We start from the raw sequence: 21,476 nt of genomic DNA on the forward strand, positions 1-21,476 counted from the left end.
AATTTTTGACTTAAGTTTATTCTCCCTTCACCCCAGCCTCGATTGCTTTCACAAATGGAGCGACCCACCACTGATCTGAAGCTTTCTGAAGTGCTTCAAATATAAATGCTTTTCCTCCCAATTGCAAGCGCTTCCTCAAAGTTGGATTCTGCTTCACCTGCTCTACTGCTTCTGCAATAATGATTTGTTTCTCTGCTTCAGTTTGAGTGGGATAATTCTGAGTTATCAGATTTACGATTTGCTGAATCTCTTCAAAAGCCTCTGTGAGATTTTGCTCTTGAGCATAATTATGCTGTGTTCCAATCTGATCTCCATTTACCGTGCTATTTACATTTACTCCACCCACAGATCCACTAAAGTTTAAGTTTGGGTTGTTTGATCCTTGCATAATAACGACTCCTGCTTGAATTTGTGTACTTTGATTTTTTGGCTTATTGCTTACAATCTGGAGAATCTGCTCTGGTTTAAGGGGTTGCCAATTTTTGCGCCGCCTAACGTTCTGGGCGTTCTGCAAAGTTCTTGTAAGCCACGTCAGTTTAGGGAACTGGTCAGCAATGCGCTCAATCTCAATACACGCCTGAAATGTCCCAGTTTCCCTAAGTTGTGTTACTACATTGTCTCTAAAACCAGCAACACTTTCTCTGACTCCTACGACGTGAGCAAGAACATCATTACTGTAATCAGGATCTTCAGCATGAGGATACTGACAAACTAGCCAGATGTATAAATCCGCTAACTGTTTTTCAGTCAGCTTCAAATGCAAACCATGCGAGTAGCGGTAAGCGACTGCTTCAAATACTTCTCGCCCAAAGTCTGTATTTTGGTGGATAGCCGACCAAATAACCGCCCAGCTACTAGGTTCTGCACATTCGACTAATACCCTACCCGCAACTACAGCTTTCTGGTGTGCTTCTTCTTCTAAAGGTAGAGGAATAGAAACAAGGGATTTAGCAAACTCTCTAGCTCCAATCGATTCACGCTTTAAAAGTTCTTCAAGTAACTGCCCCATACACTGAGGTTTAATTACTGTATCCCTAGCCTTTTCTAAAAGAACAGCTTTAAAACTTTCATCCCAGCATTTCTCAAATTTATTCAGAATAAAGATATAGCCATGTTCCTCATTCTCCTTATTAATAATACACAGCAGTGTATTTAGGGTTTCAGAGGGGGCATTTATGTATACCTGCTTAACTAATTCGGTGTAGTAATGTTCTCTTTGGGTTGTGCTGCTATGAGGAAAGGCGACAATAACAGATGCCCACCGTTGCCATATCTCAGATGATATAGTGTCTAAAAATTCTGGAGTTTCTTGTAAAAGCAATAGTAAAGCTCTACAGCCTGCTAATGCTGGACGATCATACGTATTTGTCCCTATCCAGTCATAAGCTACTTGATTATATTCTTGAATATACTTTTTAGCACCATTGATAATTCTTTCACGAGTTTTTATATCAGCTTCTTGCCATCCAGGAAATTTTGTTAAATCTGATTCAAGTTTTTGTTCATAAAATTGACTATCTGGCTTCAGCATCATCTCCATATTTAGTTGCCACCAAGCTGATAGATTTCCTGACTCTAGCCGCTCTAAAAATAGAATCACTCGTTCTTTAGGTGGTGGGTCTAAAATAGGTTTTTGTCTACGACTCTGCTGTTCTTGCATTCTTTGATAGTTAGACCTCAAGTTCTCAGCTTGCGTTGAGTCCAAATCAATTGTTGAAAAATAGTATGCAAATTCTTCACGTAAGATATTATTAGTCGGAGTAGCTTCAAGGACAGCATCTATCTGTTTTAAATCATTAGGGTTAAATTTCCACTTAATTAGCGCTGCCCAAATTCGCTCTTGCTGAGAATCAACATTTTGAAGTTTTCCAAGCATCCAAAAAACATCTTCTGTCAAAAGGATAGTTTCTGTTAATGAATGCAATAAAAAATATATATTTTCTCCTGATTGGGAAACTGTTATAACTGCCTGCTCAACAAGCTTGCGCCGGTTTTCAACATGATTAACAAGTGATAATTCAAATTGTGTTTGAATCTCATTGTCGAAAGTTATGATTTTCTGGTGTTCTCTCCACTGTATTAGAGCGACTTTAGTAAAACTTTCTGCTATATCAGGTAAATCGAGATGTTCCCAAGCTTTTAGCATTATCGCATCCGCAAGTCTTTCAAATGAGTGTCCAAAGCACCTAAGACCTTGCTTTTCGACCCACTTAAGAGCAACTAGCAAATCACATGGCTGTAGTTTTGGTACGAGTTCAAAATCAAGAAATATTTGATACGATCCTGTAAAGTTTCTCTTCTTAGGTGGAGTCAAGACATTAAACAATTCCTCTACTGTTAGATGCTCTGACCAAATTGCTGCCAAAGCATATCCTTTAAGTCGGTCTTCCTCATCTTCTAGAAGCTGTTCACAAGTCAGTGGTTTCAATTGCAATCTTGCATTTACATTACCAATTGTACAGATTGCTTTTGCGGCATTAACTCTAAGGGAAATTGATTGAGATGAATCAAGTGCTAGGTTTACCAACTCCTCCTGAAGTTCATCTACCTTACAAGCCTCAGCAATATCTATTGCTGCATTTCGTGCATCAATTGGCTTGCTTAAATTTTGAATATATGGAAGCAATTGTACAGCTAACCCGCAATGTTTAAACTTCTCGTATGTGGGATAATTATCTCTATGTGAATCAAATAGCTTTCCCTGCTCATACTGTTTTAATAAGTTATCAACTATTGCTGCTCGAAGATTTGCATCTGTAGGTATGTCGCTTCGCAACAATACATCAGGATCAGTTTTCATGATTTCCTGAAGTACGTCAGTCCTCATACTAGCTAGCCATGCTGCTGTCTCATGAAGTTGTGGGATTAACTTACGTTCAGGATCTTCAGGTGAAACAATCAGTTTCATTACCTGATTCAAAGGTGTTTCATGCTGAACTAAGTACCATGCTGCAAGAAATTCAGCATAGGTTTGGTGCGCCCATTCCATACGGCTTAACTCACCACGAGATGAGAATAAACCAGTGTCTAAAACTTCTGCAACAGTTTTTTGAGTAATTTCAAACTCTCTACCGTCAAAGGTTTCTGTTCCTTGGCATATCTTCTCAATCAGCACGTCTTCATCTGGAACATCACCCCAATCTGTGCCACTCCAAATAGCAAATTTATTACCAAAAATTGTAATAGCTGCAATCCTAGCGGCAATAATTAAACGTTTTTGCCGCTCAATATTTCCTATTAATTTTGATGAAATGCGGCTTTGATTCCGTTCTTCACAAAGCCAGAGGCATCCTTCAGCATAAAGTTCATGTGGCTTTTGATTAGGAGGAAATTGACCACCGTGGTGATGATAAGTCTTGATAAGGAATTCTAATGTTATGGGCTTGATAGCCAAAGGTACAACATTTTTCTGGTTAATTTCTTCTAGAAATGCCTCAGCATCATTGATTTTTGCAATTCTTGCTGCCTGACTAACATCTATACGGCGAAGCGGAGCTAATTCATAAATTCCTACACTATCTTTACCCCAAATTTGCTTGAGTCCTTCTTCTAGGACTGGTTGCCAAACAGCTGTTCGGCAGGCAATACAAAGATGTAAACGCTGGATATGCTTCTGATAACTTTTGAACTCGTCAACTAAGAGCGTTGCTAATGTATCTATTCGTAGCAAGCATTCATCAAGACTATCCAGAAAAATATGTAACTGATGAGTTCCTTCTATCCATTGAGTAAATTCTGGGCTGTCAAATAATCTGCGAACTAATCTGTCTTCACTTCCATAGGAACGGATATCATCTAACGAATGTACTTCACCACCTTGCTGTTGAATCTTACTGATAATTTGTTCTTTCTCTGCTTTTAAAGCACAACTTTTTCCAATTCCTGGCTCACCCAAGAGTGCTAAACATGAAAAGTGGGAGATAGCATCGAAGGTTACTAAGTCTGGATTGTATACTTTGCCCCACTTTTCTTCTGGGTCGCATAGATAACCGGCATCAGCTAGATTAATGTGACCTGACCGAGGACACCAGAACCGCTTCCATTTGTAATCTGGACTTGGCATTTTCACCAACAAGAGGCTGAAAACATTTTTACTATGTTAACCTCACTAACCCTTAATAATGTCTTTTAAGAGACGAGTTTTCCAGATAAATATTTCCGCGATCGCTCTCAAAATCTCAACTTTCAACCTTTGAACTCGGAAGTTCGACCTTTTTACTCGAACGTTGAGCCTCTGAACTCGGAAGTTGCACCTTTTTGTTGGAACGTTGCACCTTTGAACTAGGAAGTTGCACCTTTTTGCTTGAACGTTGCGCCTTTGAACTCGGCAGTTGCACCTTTTTGCTGGAACGTTGCGCCTTTGAACTCGGCAGTTGCACCTTTTTGCTTGAACGTTGCGCCTTTGAACTCGGCAGTTGCACCTTTTTGCTGGAACGTTGCACCTTTGAACTAAAAAAATAGAGCTTCAGAACTGGGAATGTCGTGCATTTAACTGCAACATTCAAGTCTGAAGCTTTAATGTTTTACTTTTGACGTAAACTACCAACTTATTTTCTACAAAATTGGTTCTTTAGACTCGGACTTTACAGGTTTACGAGTAAATCGTTTTCCCATTTCCGCAACCACTGTATCTAAACCCGCCCCTTGTCCACTGGCTTTGGCGTAGTTATACACTTGCAACGCGGCTGCATAAGCTTCACTACCGACTGCCAAAGAAGTATCATCCACGAGTTCTTGCAATTGTGTCAAGGATAATAACACCGGATACAACGCTTCAAATAATTGCACATCCTTTCGCATTTCATCCAAATCGAACGATCGCGGTAAGAACTCTGGGTTCTGCGCCGCCACCTCTAATGCTTTACTCACAAACGCCCGACTCTTATCGCCCATCTTGGGTAAAGTCTTGCGATCGTCGGCACTCAAATCAACCAAAAATGGTAACTTTTCTTTAATGGTGGCGATCGCTTGCAACACAACATCTCTGTCTGTTTGTGCCAATGTTGCACTAATTGGGGTTGTAGACATAGAAATCACTCTCCAGTATGTTTCTTCAGTCTAGAGTGCCCACATATACAACTAAACTTTCCATTCACATAGCAATACCGCTCATCGTAATAAAGACTGATTGGGCGTTAAATGGCTCTCAAAACGGCTGTAAACAATTTGGGTTGGATACCAACAAGAAAACCAGTATAAATCTTGCATAACTTTGCAATAATTACTCTCATCTGCTAACTCAAAGTGAACCAAAGCTAAATTATTCAATCCCACGACTTCTCGTCCTTCCTGAAACCAACGAGATTTCCAAAAAATCAGAGGTTGTAACCATTTCCATTTAGCATTTTCAGCTCGTTTCCAAGGAGCTATCAATGATAATATATCTGCTGTGTAAGTAGAAGTCTGAACGCTGTTTCTCGGTATCCACTCCAGTACACAATGCCAGTCAGGGTCATTTAGCAGCTGAGGATTATGGTGTAATTGTTTCTCGGAAATTTCTACCATATTGGGTGGCTTTATCCAGCCGATCCAATGTCGGACGTGTTCTGGTAGCAGCCAATGTTTCAATCGTGTATGAATCAGCCGCGTCAACATCTCTTCATTCTTCAATGCACTAGCGGTTAGCTGTATCAAGACAGATTGTAATTTGGAATCGGTGCGTGCATAAGATAAGTGAGCAACAGAACTGTAGTGAATATCTCCAGAAAGAATCACGACTTGTTGACGTTCCTCAAACAAAGTAGTTAGGAATTTCGCTAGTGCTTCAACATTGATATTCCAGGCATCTCCAACATCTGTTGAAAAAACTTTCTCCTGCTTTAAGTGCCAATGATGAATCCAATCAATCACTTGTAATCCAAAAACATTTGTGGGCGCAATCACAAATGTAGTTTGAATCTGAGTTTGTTCAACTACTTCTTGTAAAGGTAAAACTAGTTGTTGCTCAAAAGCTTTTGGACACAACAGCATCGGCGGTGCAATTGGTTTTTGATCGGCTGGATAACCCCGCCATGTACGTGTATCCAGCACAATTACTTCATGGCAATCGCTGCGGACTATGTAATCCCAAGTCAGCGCTTTTGGATCTCGATCCAGAATAAATACTGCACCGTCTCGGACTAAAATAGGTAAGTCGGTGTGTGGATCGTAAGCCGGCATACCTAGATAACGAGCGATCGCCTGATTAGCTTTTGCATCTCTCCCTTGAGAAGCTGACCAAGCTTGTGCAGCCGCCAACAGCTTTTCACCTGATTTTCCTTGTGCAAATTGCTCTGGTGTATTGCCCCAACCTTGAAATACTGTATAGGCTAACAATGCATTTTGGACTATTCTTCGTCCTAATGGTTGCCCCAGCACGCGCAAACACCAAGCTTGGTTTAAATTCCAATCATCAGTAACATCATGGTCATCAAAGATGGTGTACATGGGGATATTGGCAAGGGCGCGGCGCACTTTCCAAAGGGTATAGATGAATTGTCGCAAATGCTTGACTGCGCGATTCCAGTCTTTGATAGCATGGCGATCGCGCATTACTTGCTGTCCTTTAGGAAATGTTGTCGGCCAGCACACTGGCGACCAAGCGAGTAAATAAGTAGCGTAATATTCACCCAGACTAAAAAGATGACTGTTGACTTTCTCTGCTTTGTTATGTAGTCCTGCCGTCAAACCAGCTTGATTTGTCGCCGCGTCAGCCCGTTCTCTTGGGGGTAACTGCTCAGGAGTGCAATACCCTCCATTCACCGGAAGTTTTTCTTCCCAACCCAAGAGGGCATCACCAAGAGTAGTTGCAACCCACAGAGATGGTTCTGCTACATCATCTCCATAAATTTGATCTCCCGTGAGAAACAGCTGGTGAGGTCGGCGTTGGGGTTGATTGGCTGATGCCTGAATCATACTATCGAGAATTGGCAGTGCATCAAACCCATGCCCATGAGGTTTACGGCAGGAAGCATGGACAATTTGCAAATCTTGAAAACGGTTTGGTGGTAGAGCAAAGGTTGGTTTTTGATGAGCGAAGTAGCTGATACTGACTGGAGGAGAGGAGTTTGAACATAATGCTTGTTGCATTTGCAGGGTTTGGTCAGCAACAGTAAACTGGAGGTCGTATGCATAGATGTGACCTCCAGTTAGGCGATGTCCAATTGTAGACCGAGCGGTGATGGCAACTACATAAAGATACTTACCCAGAGCAAAGGTAGAGCGTTCTCCCTCCAATAAGCAATTTCCGATTACTTCACCATCATTTGTTGTGTCATAAACCTTAAGTTTTACCTGACAAGACTGTTTTAGTGCGACCCATACTGTCACAGACTCTGGCTCAGTATATTTGAGGATTGGCCCCGCTAAAATCAGTGGTAGTTCTTGTAAAAACTCGTCCCCAACTTGGTACTTCATTGCAAACAGTTGACATGATGGTGTTTTAGATGTGTTACTTTGCTCCTAAATTGGTAGCCCAACTCATCTAATCACCAATCATGCATCAATTCTTATCTGTTTAACATCAGTTGATAGCGCAAATTGATTGCAGCCTAAAAGTTCAGGGACGGACAAGATGCCCATCCCATAAGAGTAATTATTTTAGTTAACAAGAAAGAATTCAGAAGTCAGGAGCCAGAATACCCTTTCAGGGAAGCAAGCTACAGAATTGAATTGGAGCGTCTGAATAAACGGTGAAACATCGCACCAAATTTTGAATTCCAATGGAAAAGCATTCTGAATTCTGTATTCTGTATTCTGAATTCTCTTTTAATTAATTTCGCGCGATGCCTTCTTCCCGCGCGGCACGTTGCACAGCAGCAGCAACAGCAGTGACAACACGCTCATCAAATACTGAAGGAATAATGTGTTCCCGATTTAAGTCTGAAGGCTTAACTAAAGAGGCGATCGCACTTGCAGCTTCTAGGTACATTTTGATGGTAATTGTCTGTGCCCGACAATCTAAAGCACCACGGAATACCCCAGGAAAAGCGAGGACGTTATTAATTTGATTTGGGTAGTCGCTACGACCGGTCGCAATGACAGCCACATCTTTACTGATTAATTCTGGCTGAATCTCTGGAATCGGATTTGCCATTGCAAAGATAATTGGATCTTTCGCCATCGATTGCACCATTTCTGGTGTCAAAACTCCTGGTGCGCTGACACCAATAAACACATCTGCTCCTTGCATTGCACCTGCTAATGTACCCTGACCTTTGACAGCAAATTCGAGTTTTTCCTCTGTCAAATCGCTGCGACTGGTAGAGAGAATCCCTTTAGAGTCGCACATCCAGATTTTTTCTGCCCCAGCTTTACGCAGTAACCGAGCGATCGCCACTCCCGCCGCCCCAGCACCGTTAATCACAATCTTGATTTCTGCTAAGGATTTATGTACCAGTTTCAAAGAATTAAACAACGCAGCCAAAGTGACAATTGCTGTACCGTGCTGATCGTCGTGAAAAACGGGGATATCTAATTCTTGGCGTAATCTCTTTTCAATTTCAAAGCAGCGAGGTGCAGCGATATCCTCTAAATTCACGCCCCCAAACACCGGAGCAATATTTTTAACTGCCTGGATAATTTCTTCTGTATCTTGGGTAGCGAGACAAATGGGAAAAGCATCCAACCCAGCAAATTCCTTGAATAACATTGCTTTGCCTTCCATTACTGGTAGGGCGGCAGCTGGGCCGAGATTTCCCAATCCCAAAACGGCACTACCATCAGTAACAATGGCAACAGTGTTTTGTTTGATGGTTAACTTATAAACTTCCTCTGGATCTTGAGCGATCGCTGTACAAATTCGACCGACTCCGGGCGTGTAAGCCATTGCCAAATCGGAAACACTCTTCAGGGGAATTCTACTGCTAATGCTGATTTTGCCACCGCGATGCAAATTAAAGGTGCGATCGTAAACACTGAGTAACTTGATATCTGGCAACACTTTGATTGCTTGCACAATGGTTTCAGCGTGTTCAGTACTAGCAGCGTCCACAGTAATATCGCGGGTAGACTCTTTGCGGGTTTGCTCGATTAAATCGATTTGACCGAGATTACCGCCACAAGTTGCGATCGCGTGTGTTACTGACGCCAACATCCCTACACGATTGGGAATCTGCAAGCGCAGTGTCAAACTAAAACTAGAATTAGGAGTTAGGTCTGCCATGTTGATTTTAGATTTTAAGTTTTAGATTTTATATTGAATTGAGACAAAAACTAAAATTTAAGATTTGTAGTATGTGAAAACACAATGTATGTAAACTTTTGGGATAATCATCAGTAGTTAGTTTATCCACTGCTTACGGGTTTGATAATTATTTTTATTTATACCAATGCATTCACTAATATAAATGAGTAACAATTTAGTAATTGTACCCAAATACACCAGATATTTTTTTTCTATTTTATCTGTGTAAATATTTGTATTTTTAATACTACTTATATTAATTTTTACTAAACTAAACGCGCAACAAACTCCGTATGTTCTTTTGAATTTAAACCTTGTTGCAGCACTACTAAAACTGTCGTCATATCTCCTGTAATTAGTGAGGTGACAGCTAACCACAAACCTGGAAATACCCTACTTTTAATCACACCATCTGCATCTGCGACAAGTGGCAAATATTCACCATTTTGCAAAGAGAACCAGTCGAGTTTATTTTCCAAAGTCTGCCAGACGATGTATTCCTGTACTCCGTTGCGACGGTAGGCGCGTTTTTTATCGTATAAATCAATAGATGCACTACTGGCTGCTACTTCTGCTACTAATTCTGGTGCGCCCTCTACGTAATCATCTTCAGTAATCTGTGCTTGTCCTCTGGCTGGTTTATCTATCAACAGCAAAACATCAGGTTGTGGTTCATTGTCTAAATCCAAGCGCACAGTAGCATTGTCGCCTAATTCTACGCCTGGAGTGGAAACTTTGTAATTTCCTAACCACACAATTAAGTTGCCATGAGGTAAACCATGACTTCTAAAACGTAGAGGTGATGCCACGTAGACGACTCCTTCAATTAATTCTGCTTTTTTATCGGGCATTGCTGTATAACGACGCTCAAATTCGTGGCGGGTTAAGCGATCGCCACTTTCTAAGGGAGGGATAAAAGCGCTATTATTTAAGCCATGTTCCACAAAAGCCGCCATTACCTAATTCCTCATCCGCAGGAGTTGTAGCTTGAATTTAACATAGTGGAGCGCAAGGTTTTAAACAAGACCTCAATATGGCATCTGAGCCTTTTCGACGCAAATAGGTATCAACTTGTTAGTAGAACAGTTTGACTTAGCTGAGGATTTAATTCTTGAGACAAAATCTACTACAGGATTTATTAAAGTTTTAAAATAATTACAACAAAAAAGCGCCCCTCTGAAATGAGGGGCGCTTTTTATTCAGCTAAATCTTCAGAATTAACCGTTGATAGCAGGAGCAGTCAGAGCAACAGGAGTAATTTCACCAGCAGCTAAGTCTAGGGGGAAGTTGTGAGCGTTACGCTCGTGCATTACTTCCATACCCAAGTTAGCGCGGTTGATTACATCTGCCCAGGTGCTGATAACGCGACCTTGGGAGTCAATGATTGATTGGTTGAAGTTGAAACCGTTCAGGTTGAATGCCATCGTGCTGATACCCAAAGCGGTGAACCAGATACCGACGACAGGCCAAGCTGCTAAGAAGAAGTGCAGTGAACGGCTGTTGTTAAAGGAAGCGTATTGGAAGATTAAACGACCGAAGTAGCCGTGGGCTGCAACGATGTTGTAGGTTTCTTCTTCTTGACCGAATTTGTAACCGTAGTTTTGAGACTCGGTTTCGGTGGTTTCACGAACCAAGGAAGAAGTTACTAGAGAACCGTGCATTGCTGAGAACAATGAACCACCGAATACACCAGCCACACCTAACATGTGGAAGGGGTGCATCAAGATGTTATGTTCTGCTTGGAACACAATCATGAAGTTGAAGGTTCCAGAGATACCCAAAGGCATACCATCGGAGAATGAACCTTGACCAATTGGGTAGATCAAGAATACTGCGGTAGCGGAAGCCAGAGGTGCGCTGTAAGCTACGCAGATCCAAGGACGCATACCTAAGCGGTAAGAAAGTTCCCACTGACGACCAAGGTAGGCAGCGCAACCGATCAAGAAGTGTAAAATTACCAGCTGGTAAGGACCGCCGTTGTACAACCACTCATCTAAGGAAGCAGCTTCCCAGATTGGGTAGAAGTGCAAGCCAATCGCGTTTGAAGAAGGAACAACTGCACCAGAGATGATGTTGTTTCCGTAGATCAAAGAACCTGCAACTGGTTCGCGGATACCGTCGATGTCCACAGGAGGAGCAGCGATGAAGGCAATTACGAAGCAGGTTGTAGCAGCTAGCAGGGTTGGGATCATGAGTACACCAAACCAACCGATATATATACGGTTGTCAGTGCTGGTGATCCACTCGCAGAAGCGATCCCATACATTAGCGTCGGAGCGCCGTTGTAAGGTTGTGGTCATGGTTTTATAAGTGCTATGGGTTGTTAAATATGCAACAAGCGGATTTATTTTCGCCTGTTGAAATACAGTCTACATGAATTTACTTTGACGGGATCTTTGGCTTAATATTCTGTAACGTAATTCTTTAACAAGCTCATCGATCTGTAAAGTTTTCCTTCTATAAATAATCAAGACAAAAGTAATGGATTCAGGCTTTTTCAGCCATTTCAACAATAAACTAGCTATCAGTTTCAATGAAGCGATCGCCTATTTATCTATCTTTACACTTCTTTACAATTAACCCATGAAAAACATTTTAAGTCTTGTCGATTTGTCACAAGATATTAAGTTCTATATTGTCTGATGGTTCAGTTAAAAATCAAAGTAGATATAGGGCAAACTGCCTTCAGGAGCTAATAACCAAACAGCGTAAAAACATAGGGGGACGAAGACAAGCTTAAGGGGCCAGTTAAACTCTAACTTCAGCATTCGATTGAATGCATAGACCACAACCATAAGCGCAGCTAAACCGAGAAGTACCCAAGCGAGTTGGGATTGATTCATATTTAAGGCTTCGACATAGACCTTTTCAGCAAACTGGGCGTCAGCCGGATAACCCCAAAGATGCCGAATTACCAAAGAAGAGTCTTGGAGATTAGGTAGACGAAACCAAATCCAAGAGGTAAAAACCATCAGTTGAGTTAAGAACCAAGCGACAAAGATACCCAGAGGATTTTGCCAAAATTGTTCTAAAGTTTCAAAGCGATCGCTTATAGAATCTGTAAGTCGATGAACCACCAAAGCTAATCCGTGGAGTATACCCCAAACGACATAACCCAAAGCAGCACCGTGCCAGATACCAGCAATTAGCATCACAATAAATAAATTCCAGCAGGTACGGACTAAACCGCGACGGGAACCACCTAAAGGAAAGTAGACATAGTTACGTAGCCAATCTCCCAGAGTCATGTGCCAGCGCCGCCAAAATTCAGAAATATTGGTGCTGAAATAAGGAAAGTCGAAATTTTCAGGTAAAACTAAACCGAAAAGCATAGCACTACCACGGGCAATGTCTACGTAACCATTGAAATCTAGATATAACTGCAAGCCATAAGCGAATGTAGCTAACCAGAGATCCGTACTACCGGCCCGTTGCAAATTACCGAAACATAAATCGACGAAAATTCCCAAGTGGTCTGCAAAAATACCTTTTTTGACTGCGCCCCTAGCAATCAACCACAGCGCTTGGGCTACTCTATTAGTATTGGGTAATTCTAATGTATTAAATTGATTTGCTAAGTTGTGGTAGCGCGTAATTGGCCCTGAAATCAGTTTAGCAAAGAATAATTTGTACGCAGCAAATTTGAGAAAATTCTCAGTAGCAGGGGCACCACGATAGACATCTATTAAATAAGCAATACATTCAAAGGTGAAAAATGAAATTCCCAAGGGTGCAATTAATTTAAAAGAGCTATCTGGTGAGTTTGCTTGAACATGAAAAACAAACTTGAATAAAGGGGTAAAATACTTAAAAGCTAATAGTAGAAAAACATTTAGAATTATACCCACCCACAAAACCTTTAAACGGCGACGATTCCAATCTACTTGAGCAAATTGCCACTCTTCATTAGAAATTTGCCAGTCGAGAGAATGTTTCCCTGGTGATGTGTTGTTACCAATTTTCAGCCCTATACGGAAATTGATAAACGTCAATGCTAATAGTAATGGTATGTATTGGATATGCAAAGAGGAGTAAAAAACCAAACTAGCAATTAGCAGCGTCCACAATCGCAATTTATGTTGTGCTAAAGACCAGTAGATTCCTAACACACTCAATAAGAACAGCCCATAGAAAATTGAGATAAAGTTCATTTTTTAGTCATTTGTCATTTGTCATTTGTCATTTGTCATTTGTCATTTGTCATTAATTATCCTCCCCTGCTCCCCTGCTCCCCTGCTCCCCTGCCCCCTCATTCTCACTCCTACTCCCTATTTAACTGGCCAAGGAATCATCGGATCGTTAGCTAGCTTTTTCGAGACTTCGTATGCACCAAACCGATTGAGGTGGCTAGGATCGGAAAAGAAATCATTTACTTTTGGCCACTGTTGACTCAAATCACGATAAATAAAGTTGGGATTAGCAGCCAAACGCAACATATATTGCTGAAATTGTTGCTCATATTGTTTACGCACTGGATCTAAATAATCTGCCGTCAGAGGCATATTGACAAATACTAAAGAGATTTTCTGAGACTGGGTAAACTGAAGCACTTCTTGAAAAGCAGTATCTTGCTGTCCTTCTACTTGGAAAGATTTATAGTCGTTGTCATAATTTCCGGGAACTCGAGAATGTTTTTGATAATATCTCGCGGGATTAAAGCGAATAGACAAGGGTAGAAAGCCATCAAAGTCAACGGCTTGCTGGGAAATACTTTCATCTGAAGTACCGTCTGTCAACTGTTTTTGTGATGCAACTGTCTGATTATTACCAAATACGAGCAGTTGTTTTTGTAGTAAACTTTTAATTTGGTCGCGGTTCTGATAGCTCGCAGAAACAGAGGCTAGAGCCTGATTTAATGACTGATTGACGGCTTCATAAGTACTGATCTCCTGTTTTTCTTCGTTTGTTTTTTGTTCTTTTGAATTTACTGTATTCTCTGGTAAATCATTGCTATTTGCAGTGGTTGCTGTTTTTTGAAATGCTTGCTTATAACCAACGGATGCCGCAAGCGATTTAAAGGTAATATCCTCGCGTCCACCGTTGAAAGCACGCGCCCCATCTGCCCAGATAATTATTTTGGGTAGTTCTGATGGTTCCAAAACGTGACGAATCACAAAGTCTACAACTTGTGCCGTAGCACCGTTGATTCCGAAGTTAAACACGTCAAGATTTGGATAGCCTTGAGTTGCTAAAGCTTTAGAAAGTGCTGCGGGATCTACTCCTCTGAGGGCGCGCGAAGAGCCAATAATCAACACATCTGGGGGAGTACCAGTTCTAGCCAAACGCTGTTTATACAGTGCTAGTTGCTCGTCTAACTGCCTAACATTAAAACTTGGCATCTGCGATCGCGCTGCTAAAAGAATAGCTGTTGCGGTTGCTTTTTCCTTCAGTGGTGCGGCTGCCAAATTATTTTTTGGCGTATCATCACTCTGGGTAAATTCCGAAGCATTAAATACAGAACTCTGATTTGGAGGAGATTTTGTTTTGGAAGTGCTGCTAAAAAATGTCGTTTTCTCACTCTGATTCTTCCCAGATGTCAAAGATGCCTTTTCCTCGGAAGATGGAGATGGCAAGGTGGCACTAGCTACTTTTGGCGTGGGCGTAGTACGTGCAATAATTCGACCCAATACCCAATCAGTTTGGAGGGTGAGCAATAATCCCAGTGTTCCCCAAACCAGAGCAATTTTAATTCCTTGAACATCATGGTTACGTTCTGCTGATTCGTTGCTTTCGGTAAATAGCTGGCTTTTCAACAGGAATTTTCTCGCAGTTGAACTCGCCGTTGCTATCCAATCTCGCGCTACTTCGGTTACAAAATTTTGAACTTCTTCTGTCGTTAAGTCTGGGCGCAAAATTGGCTCACTAGTCTCAGATGTTACTAAATCGTTAATGTATATAGAAGTAGCAGCAAATTCTGGGGTTGCTTCTGGTACTAAACGTTGGCGATGTTCAAGATCGACGCCATAATGCCAAAAAGGTTCTTTATTCCCAGCACGGCGACCGTATATACGTACTCCCATGATACCGGAAATTTTTAACTGGCGGATAAACTGCGTAATTTTACTTGCTACTTGTTGTCGCTGCGGACAAACAGGTGCATCACACATAATGTGCAATAAACCATTTTTGTTCAGTATAAGTACGCGAATTCCCCCTGTTAATAGTCGCCAATCCAAATCAGGATTGAGTAAGCGCTCTAGTAAAAATACGAGCGCTGGTTCGTCACCAGTATTTGCCAAATCAAGTGGTGATATGGCAAAAGCGGGATAGTTTGCTGCGGGTAAACTCAACCAATCAATCCAAGTGGGTTCCTTGTCGCCTGCTTTTTGTCCGTATACGGTGGCGGCGAAAATGGCTTGAGGAGCGATCGCTTCTAGTTGCGGTAAAATCGCCTCTAAGCACGCTACCTTGTCTGGGATCGGGGCAGTTCCTAAAGGATCGAAAGCTGGGATACAAAAAATATGTAGCGTTGATTCTTTCAAAGAAACTTGGACACCAACTTTTAATCCTGATAGAACTTCAGCTAATAATCGAGCGATCGCTTGGACATCTCCCCAACGCGCCCACTCTTTCAGCATCACCTCTGGTGGCGTCAAATCCACCCGCAGCAGCCAATCAGGGACAGTTTCGCCGCTCACCTGAGAAACAATTACGGCATCTTGGTAGCCGGAAAGCTTGAGATAACGCAACTTTTGTGCTATTGGTTCGGCAAGCAACGATGCATCAGGGCTATAACTCGACTGGCAAAATATCCACAGGCGATTTTCTTCTGGCTGAGAATTCTTGGGCTTATATAGCTTGATCTTTGCCTGTACTGATACACCTAGCGTACTCAGAGTTTCGCTTAAATATCGAGCGATCGCCTCTGGATTCCCTTGGCGTGCCAAACTTTCGTTAGAGACAATTAGCGCCCCACCCGATTGTTTTGATTTTTCCGAGTCTGCTAGCAGCGCTTGTTGCACCTGATCTAGATGCTTATCTATTTGATTTAGGTGAACCCGATGGCACCACGAGGGACGCTGTTCCCCTTTTCTGCGACCATAGACAAATACTTGATATATTGAGGTTTGTTCGCTGTTTGTGAGGATATCTAAGTTTGTTTGCTGTAGTGCTTGCAGCAAATCAGACAAAGTACGCCAACGCTGCGGACATTCTGTACCTTCACAAAGAATATGAAGGTCATTTCCCCGCAACCGGACTTTCACTCCGAAAGTGTTGATCCCTGTTGCTTGGCTTACCCATTGCACTAAGGACTGCTGGCGATCTGGTACTACTGTTTTCATGCTCAGTTAACTTTACAGTCAGCGATGGTTGGGGGATAGTGCCTGCACTTGTAAACTAGAACCATAGGTTTATCACACTCTGACGTTTTTTTTTAACAATTTTGTTACCTTCGTAGCTCACAAAATCGGACAAGATAGTCTTGTATAGGTTGCAAGTCTGACTAATGTTGAGTTTTGCGTTTATTTTACTAATAGGGAGTCAGAAATCAGAAGTTAGGAGTAGAGACGCGATTAATCGCGTCTGTACAAGAGTTAAAAGTTAGGAGCCAGGAGTCAGAATAATTCTATATGACTGGTTGATGACTTGTCTTTTAAAGCCGGATTTGTGTCCTACTGCGCTAATGCCCCGGATCGGCGAAACAAATAATAAGCTTATCTCATTTCAACTCCATCCCTTTATCGTTGGAGTCATCCTAACTCCTAACTCCTTTTTACTCATAATTCCCATAACCAAAAATTAGCAATGCCTCCTACTAACCAACAGTCTTCACCTAACCCCGCATCCAATCTGGATTTGTTTCCCATTCCTCAATCACTCCTTTTACAAATAGGTACAGCGTCTATATTACTGCTGCTGATTACTGGAAAAACTACAGTAAGAGCACTAGAAGCCATAGGAGAAGCTAGTGAAGAATTATTTCGAGGCGATCGCCTACCCAATCTAGATTTCCCAGATGAACGCGAAATCAATCAAGATGAGAAGATATACACCAAATAATTATTTGCTCAGGAACAACCCAGCGAGCATTAAGTGCAAAACCTAGAACCGTAAACAGTAATTAGCTTTACAAGAATAGAGAATATGGGTTCCCTTTTATACTCTTCGTCTCAAACTGCTGATATATACCCGGTGTCGGAATTATTTTTACGTCATCGTCTCCAGGTAGTGGAAGAATTGTGGGAGTCAGTTCTCCGGCAAGAATGCGGTCAAAATATGGTAGACTTGTTGCGTGAGTTGCGCGATCTATGTTCGCCAGAAGGACAAGCAACGAATGACCAAGCATCCTCAGCCGTCAAATTAATTGAACAACTAAATATCAACGAAGCAATTCGCGCAGCTCGTGCTTTCGCTCTGTATTTTCAGCTGATTAACATCATAGAGCAGGAATACGAACAACGGCAGCAATTGAGTCGTTATGAAGCAGAAACAGAGGCTATGGAGCCGGAAACACCGTCTAATGTTAACTATTCCTCTAATCAAAGAGAAGATGACGCGCCTGTTAGCAAGGGAATAGCAGCAGCCTTTCTCAAAAAGAATTATCTTGAAAAGGCGCAAGTCAAACCAAAAGGTACTTTTGCTGCCTTGTTTCCCTATTTATTCAAACTAAATGTCCCACCCCAGCAAATTCAACGTCTAATTGCACATCTGGATGTGCGGTTAGTTTTTACAGCGCATCCGACGGAAATTGTTCGTCATACCATCCGGGATAAGCAGCGACAGGTGGTACAACTTTTGCAAAAACTGGATACCTTGGAAAATCACTCTGGGAGTACACCGGGAGCATATCCTTGGGAAGCAGTAGATGTCCGCGAACAATTGCTCGAAGAGATTCGCCTGTGGTGGCGTACAGATGAACTTCACCAGTTCAAACCCACAGTGCTAGATGAAGTAGATTATGCCCTGCACTACTTCCAAGAAGTTTTATTTGATGGCATTCCCCAACTGTATAAACGTTTCAAACACGCTCTATCCAATACCTTTCCTTGGCTTGAACCACCGAGTAAAAACTTTTGCTCTTTTGGTTCATGGGTAGGCTCAGACAGAGATGGAAACCCATCAGTCACACCTGAAATCACCTGGAAAACAGCTTGCTATCAGCGCAAAATGGTGATCGGGAGATATATTCAGTCAGTGAAAAATCTGATTGAATTGTTGAGTGTGTCGATGCACTGGAGTGATGTTTTACCAGACTTACTGGAATCTCTAGAATTGGATCAGTCCCAATTGAGTGAAGTCTACGATGCACTGGCACTGCGTTATCGACAAGAACCTTATCGGCTCAAACTGGCTTACGTACTGAAACGGCTGGAAAATACTCGCGATCGCAATATAGCTTTGTACAATCGGGAAACGCCAACAAATCAAGACAGCCCCCTGTATCGTTCGGGAGCCGATTTTTTAGCAGAACTGCGGATGATTCAGCGCAACTTAACAGAAACAGGTTTAAGTTGTCGAGAATTAGAAAATCTGATTTGTCAGGTAGAAATTTTTGGCTTTAACTTGACACAGTTAGATATCCGCCAAGAATCATCCCGCCACGCCGACGCGCTCAATGAAATACTGGAATACCTGCAAATATTACCCCAACCTTACAACGAACTATCCGAGGAGCAAAAAGTTGCTTGGCTTACAGGCGAACTGCAAACCCGCAGACCATTAATTCCCGCAGAATTGCCATTTTCCGAAAAAACCAACGATGTCATTGAAACCTTTCGCGTCGTGCGATCGCTCCAACAAGAATTTGGTCTGAACATCTGCCAAACTTACATTATCAGTATGTGCCGCGACGTGAGCGACGTGCTGGAAGTATTGCTTTTAGCCAAAGAAGCCAGACTTTTTGACCCCGCCATTGCCGTCGGAACTATTCAAGTTATCCCCCTATTTGAGACAGTAGAAGATTTACAACGCTCTAGAAGCGTCATGCGGAAACTGTTTGAACTGCCGTTATATCGCGCTTTATTAGCCGGTGGTTACGAACAGACAAAAACAGAAGGTGCAGATGAAAATTCACCCTCCCCTGCCCCCCCTGCCCCCCCTGCCTCCCCTGCTCCCCTGCTCCCCTGCTCTCCTGCCTCCTCCATCACCCCCAACTTACAAGAAGTAATGCTGGGGTATTCTGACAGCAACAAAGACTCTGGTTTTTTAAGCAGTAATTGGGAAATTCATAAAGCTCAAAAATCACTGCAACAAATAGCAGAAAACTACGACCTAAATTTGCGAATTTTCCACGGACGCGGCGGTTCTGTGGGACGAGGCGGGGGCCCTGCTTACGAAGCGATTTTGGCTCAACCAGGTCATAGTATCAATGGGCGAATCAAGATTACCGAACAAGGAGAAGTTTTAGCTTCCAAATATTCCTTGTTGGACTTGGCTTTGTATCACATGGAAACCATCACCACGGCTGTGATTCAAGCTAGCCTCTTGCGAACAGGGTTTGATGATATTGAACCCTGGAATGAGATTATGGAAGAATTAGCAGTGCGATCGCGTCAACATTATCGAGCTTTAATCTACGAACAGCCTGATTTTGTTGATTTCTTCCACGAAGTAACCCCCATTGAAGAAATTAGTCAACTGCAAATTAGTTCCCGTCCCGCCCGTCGTCCATCTGGTAAAAAAGATTTAAGCAGTCTGCGAGCTATTCCTTGGGTATTTAGCTGGACGCAAACCCGCTTTTTACTTCCTTCCTGGTATGGCGTTGGCACCGCCTTACAAGAATTCCTGAACGCAGAACCAGAAGAACACTTGAAATTACTGCGCTACTTTTACGTTAAGTGGCCCTTTTTCAAGATGGTGATTTCTAAGGCTGAGATGACTTTGGCAAAAGTAGATATGCAAATGGCAAACCACTACGTCCAAGAACTCTCAAAACCAGAAGATCAACTTCGTTTTGCCAAGGTTTTTGAGCAAATTGCTAGCGAGTTCTATCTGACAAGGGATTTGGTGTTAAAAATCACCGATCACAATCGACTGTTAGATGGCGATCCAATATTGCAACGATCTGTGCAGTTAAGGAATGGGACAATTGTCCCCTTGGGATTTATTCAAGTTTCACTACTCAAGCGTCTACGGCAGTCCCAAAATACTACTGCTACCTCTGGAGTAATTCATTCTCGTTACAGCAAAGGCGAGTTACTGCGAGGAGCATTGTTAACTATTAATGGGATTGCTGCTGGGATGAGAAATACAGGTTGATTGGGAATGGGGCATTGGGCATGGGGCATAATGACCAATGACTAATAGACTTCTTGACATTGTGGGAAAAGGGTAAGGGGTAAAGGGTAAAGGTATAGAATTTTCCCAAATCCAGTAACCTTTAACCTTTGCCCAACATCTTGGCATTTGTTACTTTTGCAAGATGTCTAATGACTAATGACTAATGACAAATGACAAAAAACAGAATTTTAATTTGCACTTTCTTGGCGCTCTTATCAGGTTTTTTTGGTGCTTACACTAGTGGGCAAATTACCATAATGCTCCATACTCAAAAGTGTCAAAACCAACCTTGGGGTTTAAAGGAGATGTGCAATGCTTGGATGACGCCAGGTGCAATGTGGCAAGGTAGCACAACAGGGCTATGGACAGGCACTATTTTAGGGGCATTTATTGGTGGTGTGGTGACGCGACAAGCTCGTGATTAGTAAAGAGACCATGCAGTTGTAGGGGCGTAAAGCTTTGCGTCCCTACAACAACAGAAGTAGTGCAAATACATGAAAACTTCTGTAAACGTGAGTTCGGGCAACTTTGGTGTCAGTAAGGCTGGTAAAATCTACCCATAGCGAAGAAGAGTAAATCACTATGCCTACCGAAACTAACCCAGGAAATCAAACTACTACAGGAGCTGATGCGATTGATGAAGCGATCGCACAGGGAATTGATTTTGATGGTTCTCCCATTCCACCTGCCAAGCTAGAACTTTATAGTAAAGTTATGGCCCTAGAAGCTAATAGACAGCGCAGTGGTGTATCTAATACTATGCGATCGCGCATTGTACGAATTGGCGCAAAACACATTCCCCAAGCAGAACTCGACCAATTACTTGTAGATGCTGATTTCGCACCTCTAAAAGAAAAAGAAATTGCCTTTTTTTATAGTGGTAAGTAATTGTTAATGTTTTACAACAGTTTTCGTTTATTTGAACCAAATATGTTGTAGGGGTACAGCAATGCTGTGCCCTCAATTCTTTACCTCAAACATAGCAAATTGCCATCGATATTTTGGCTTCTTCAGTAATTTACCGATCGGTTTGAAAAGGGGAGCATCCACTTTTGGCAGAAAGACTCAAATTGCAAGCAACCCATTAAGATAA

Annotated in this window: 13 protein-coding genes; 4 read left to right on the forward strand and 9 right to left on the reverse strand. The window is 42.1% G+C overall.

Going from position 1 to position 21,476, the window contains the following annotated elements; all coding sequences use genetic code 11:
* Window positions 1–16 precede the first annotated feature (16 nt).
* The 9 genes from RM368_RS14040 to RM368_RS14080 all read right to left on the reverse strand — a co-directional run bounded on the left by RM368_RS14040 (window position 17) and on the right by RM368_RS14080 (window position 16,446).
* Window positions 17–4,063: a hypothetical protein gene (locus RM368_RS14040; protein WP_322694618.1), complete on the reverse strand. Its 4,047-nt coding sequence runs from the start codon at window positions 4,061–4,063 to the stop codon at window positions 17–19.
* A gap of 115 nt (window positions 4,064–4,178) precedes the next feature.
* Window positions 4,179–4,505 carry a hypothetical protein gene (locus RM368_RS14045; protein ID WP_322694619.1) on the reverse strand — a complete coding sequence of 109 codons (327 nt, stop codon included), beginning with the start codon at window positions 4,503–4,505 and terminating at the stop codon, window positions 4,179–4,181.
* A gap of 49 nt (window positions 4,506–4,554) precedes the next feature.
* Entirely contained in the window at window positions 4,555–5,028 is a 474-nt protein-coding gene (locus RM368_RS14050; RefSeq protein ID WP_322694620.1) for a hypothetical protein, read from the reverse strand.
* Window positions 5,029–5,109: 81 nt separating this feature from the next.
* The gene (locus RM368_RS14055) at window positions 5,110–7,395 is read right to left on the reverse strand and encodes a PhoD-like phosphatase (protein ID WP_322694621.1); all 2,286 of its coding nucleotides are present in this window, start codon (window positions 7,393–7,395) and stop codon (window positions 5,110–5,112) included.
* Between the two features lie 355 nt (window positions 7,396–7,750).
* Entirely contained in the window at window positions 7,751–9,142 is a 1,392-nt protein-coding gene (locus tag RM368_RS14060; protein ID WP_322694622.1) for a malic enzyme-like NAD(P)-binding protein, read from the reverse strand.
* A gap of 287 nt (window positions 9,143–9,429) precedes the next feature.
* Window positions 9,430–10,119, reverse strand: a complete 690-nt coding sequence (locus RM368_RS14065; RefSeq protein WP_322694623.1) for a Uma2 family endonuclease — start codon at window positions 10,117–10,119, stop codon at window positions 9,430–9,432.
* Window positions 10,120–10,380: 261 nt separating this feature from the next.
* Window positions 10,381–11,463 (reverse strand): photosystem II q(b) protein, encoded by a 1,083-nt coding sequence (psbA, locus tag RM368_RS14070; protein WP_322694624.1) that lies wholly within the window; start codon window positions 11,461–11,463, stop codon window positions 10,381–10,383.
* Between the two features lie 351 nt (window positions 11,464–11,814).
* Complete coding sequence (locus tag RM368_RS14075) at window positions 11,815–13,314, reverse strand: MBOAT family protein (RefSeq protein WP_322694625.1); 1,500 nt, start codon at window positions 13,312–13,314, stop codon at window positions 11,815–11,817.
* Between the two features lie 117 nt (window positions 13,315–13,431).
* On the reverse strand, window positions 13,432–16,446 hold the full coding sequence (locus tag RM368_RS14080; RefSeq protein WP_322694626.1) for a DUF1574 family protein: 3,015 nt from the start codon (window positions 16,444–16,446) through the stop codon (window positions 13,432–13,434).
* A gap of 463 nt (window positions 16,447–16,909) precedes the next feature.
* Here RM368_RS14080 and RM368_RS14085 point away from each other — a divergent pair, with 463 nt between their 5' ends.
* The 4 genes from RM368_RS14085 to RM368_RS14100 all read left to right on the forward strand — a co-directional run bounded on the left by RM368_RS14085 (window position 16,910) and on the right by RM368_RS14100 (window position 21,271).
* On the forward strand, window positions 16,910–17,164 hold the full coding sequence (locus tag RM368_RS14085; protein WP_322694627.1) for a hypothetical protein: 255 nt from the start codon (window positions 16,910–16,912) through the stop codon (window positions 17,162–17,164).
* Window positions 17,165–17,248: 84 nt separating this feature from the next.
* Complete coding sequence (locus tag RM368_RS14090; protein WP_322694628.1) at window positions 17,249–20,362, forward strand: phosphoenolpyruvate carboxylase; 3,114 nt, start codon at window positions 17,249–17,251, stop codon at window positions 20,360–20,362.
* Window positions 20,363–20,553: 191 nt separating this feature from the next.
* Window positions 20,554–20,808 carry a hypothetical protein gene (locus tag RM368_RS14095; protein WP_322694629.1) on the forward strand — a complete coding sequence of 85 codons (255 nt, stop codon included), beginning with the start codon at window positions 20,554–20,556 and terminating at the stop codon, window positions 20,806–20,808.
* A 157-nt stretch (window positions 20,809–20,965) separates the two neighbouring features.
* Entirely contained in the window at window positions 20,966–21,271 is a 306-nt protein-coding gene (locus RM368_RS14100) for a DUF4090 family protein (RefSeq protein ID WP_322694630.1), read from the forward strand.
* The last annotated feature ends 205 nt before the right edge of the window (window positions 21,272–21,476 follow it).

It is taken from the genome of Nostoc sp. DedSLP03, assembly GCF_034530815.1.
Taxonomy (GTDB): domain Bacteria; phylum Cyanobacteriota; class Cyanobacteriia; order Cyanobacteriales; family Nostocaceae; genus Nostoc.

Bases quoted from the DNA above. Each gene is read 5' to 3' on its own strand.
- RM368_RS14040 (WP_322694618.1), bottom strand. From the start codon at position 4,063: ATGCCAAGTCCAGATTACAAATGGAAGCGGTTCTGGTGTCCTCGGTCA.
- RM368_RS14050 (WP_322694620.1), bottom strand. From the start codon at position 5,028: ATGTCTACAACCCCAATTAGTGCAACATTGGCACAAACAGACAGAGAT.
- RM368_RS14055 (WP_322694621.1), bottom strand. From the start codon at position 7,395: ATGAAGTACCAAGTTGGGGACGAGTTTTTACAAGAACTACCACTGATT.
- RM368_RS14060 (WP_322694622.1), bottom strand. From the start codon at position 9,142: ATGGCAGACCTAACTCCTAATTCTAGTTTTAGTTTGACACTGCGCTTG.
- RM368_RS14065 (WP_322694623.1), bottom strand. From the start codon at position 10,119: ATGGCGGCTTTTGTGGAACATGGCTTAAATAATAGCGCTTTTATCCCT.
- psbA (WP_322694624.1), bottom strand. From the start codon at position 11,463: ATGACCACAACCTTACAACGGCGCTCCGACGCTAATGTATGGGATCGC.
- RM368_RS14075 (WP_322694625.1), bottom strand. From the start codon at position 13,314: ATGAACTTTATCTCAATTTTCTATGGGCTGTTCTTATTGAGTGTGTTA.
- RM368_RS14080 (WP_322694626.1), bottom strand. From the start codon at position 16,446: ATGAAAACAGTAGTACCAGATCGCCAGCAGTCCTTAGTGCAATGGGTA.
- RM368_RS14085 (WP_322694627.1), top strand. From the start codon at position 16,910: ATGCCTCCTACTAACCAACAGTCTTCACCTAACCCCGCATCCAATCTG.
- RM368_RS14090 (WP_322694628.1), top strand. From the start codon at position 17,249: ATGGGTTCCCTTTTATACTCTTCGTCTCAAACTGCTGATATATACCCG.
- RM368_RS14095 (WP_322694629.1), top strand. From the start codon at position 20,554: ATGACAAAAAACAGAATTTTAATTTGCACTTTCTTGGCGCTCTTATCA.
- RM368_RS14100 (WP_322694630.1), top strand. From the start codon at position 20,966: ATGCCTACCGAAACTAACCCAGGAAATCAAACTACTACAGGAGCTGAT.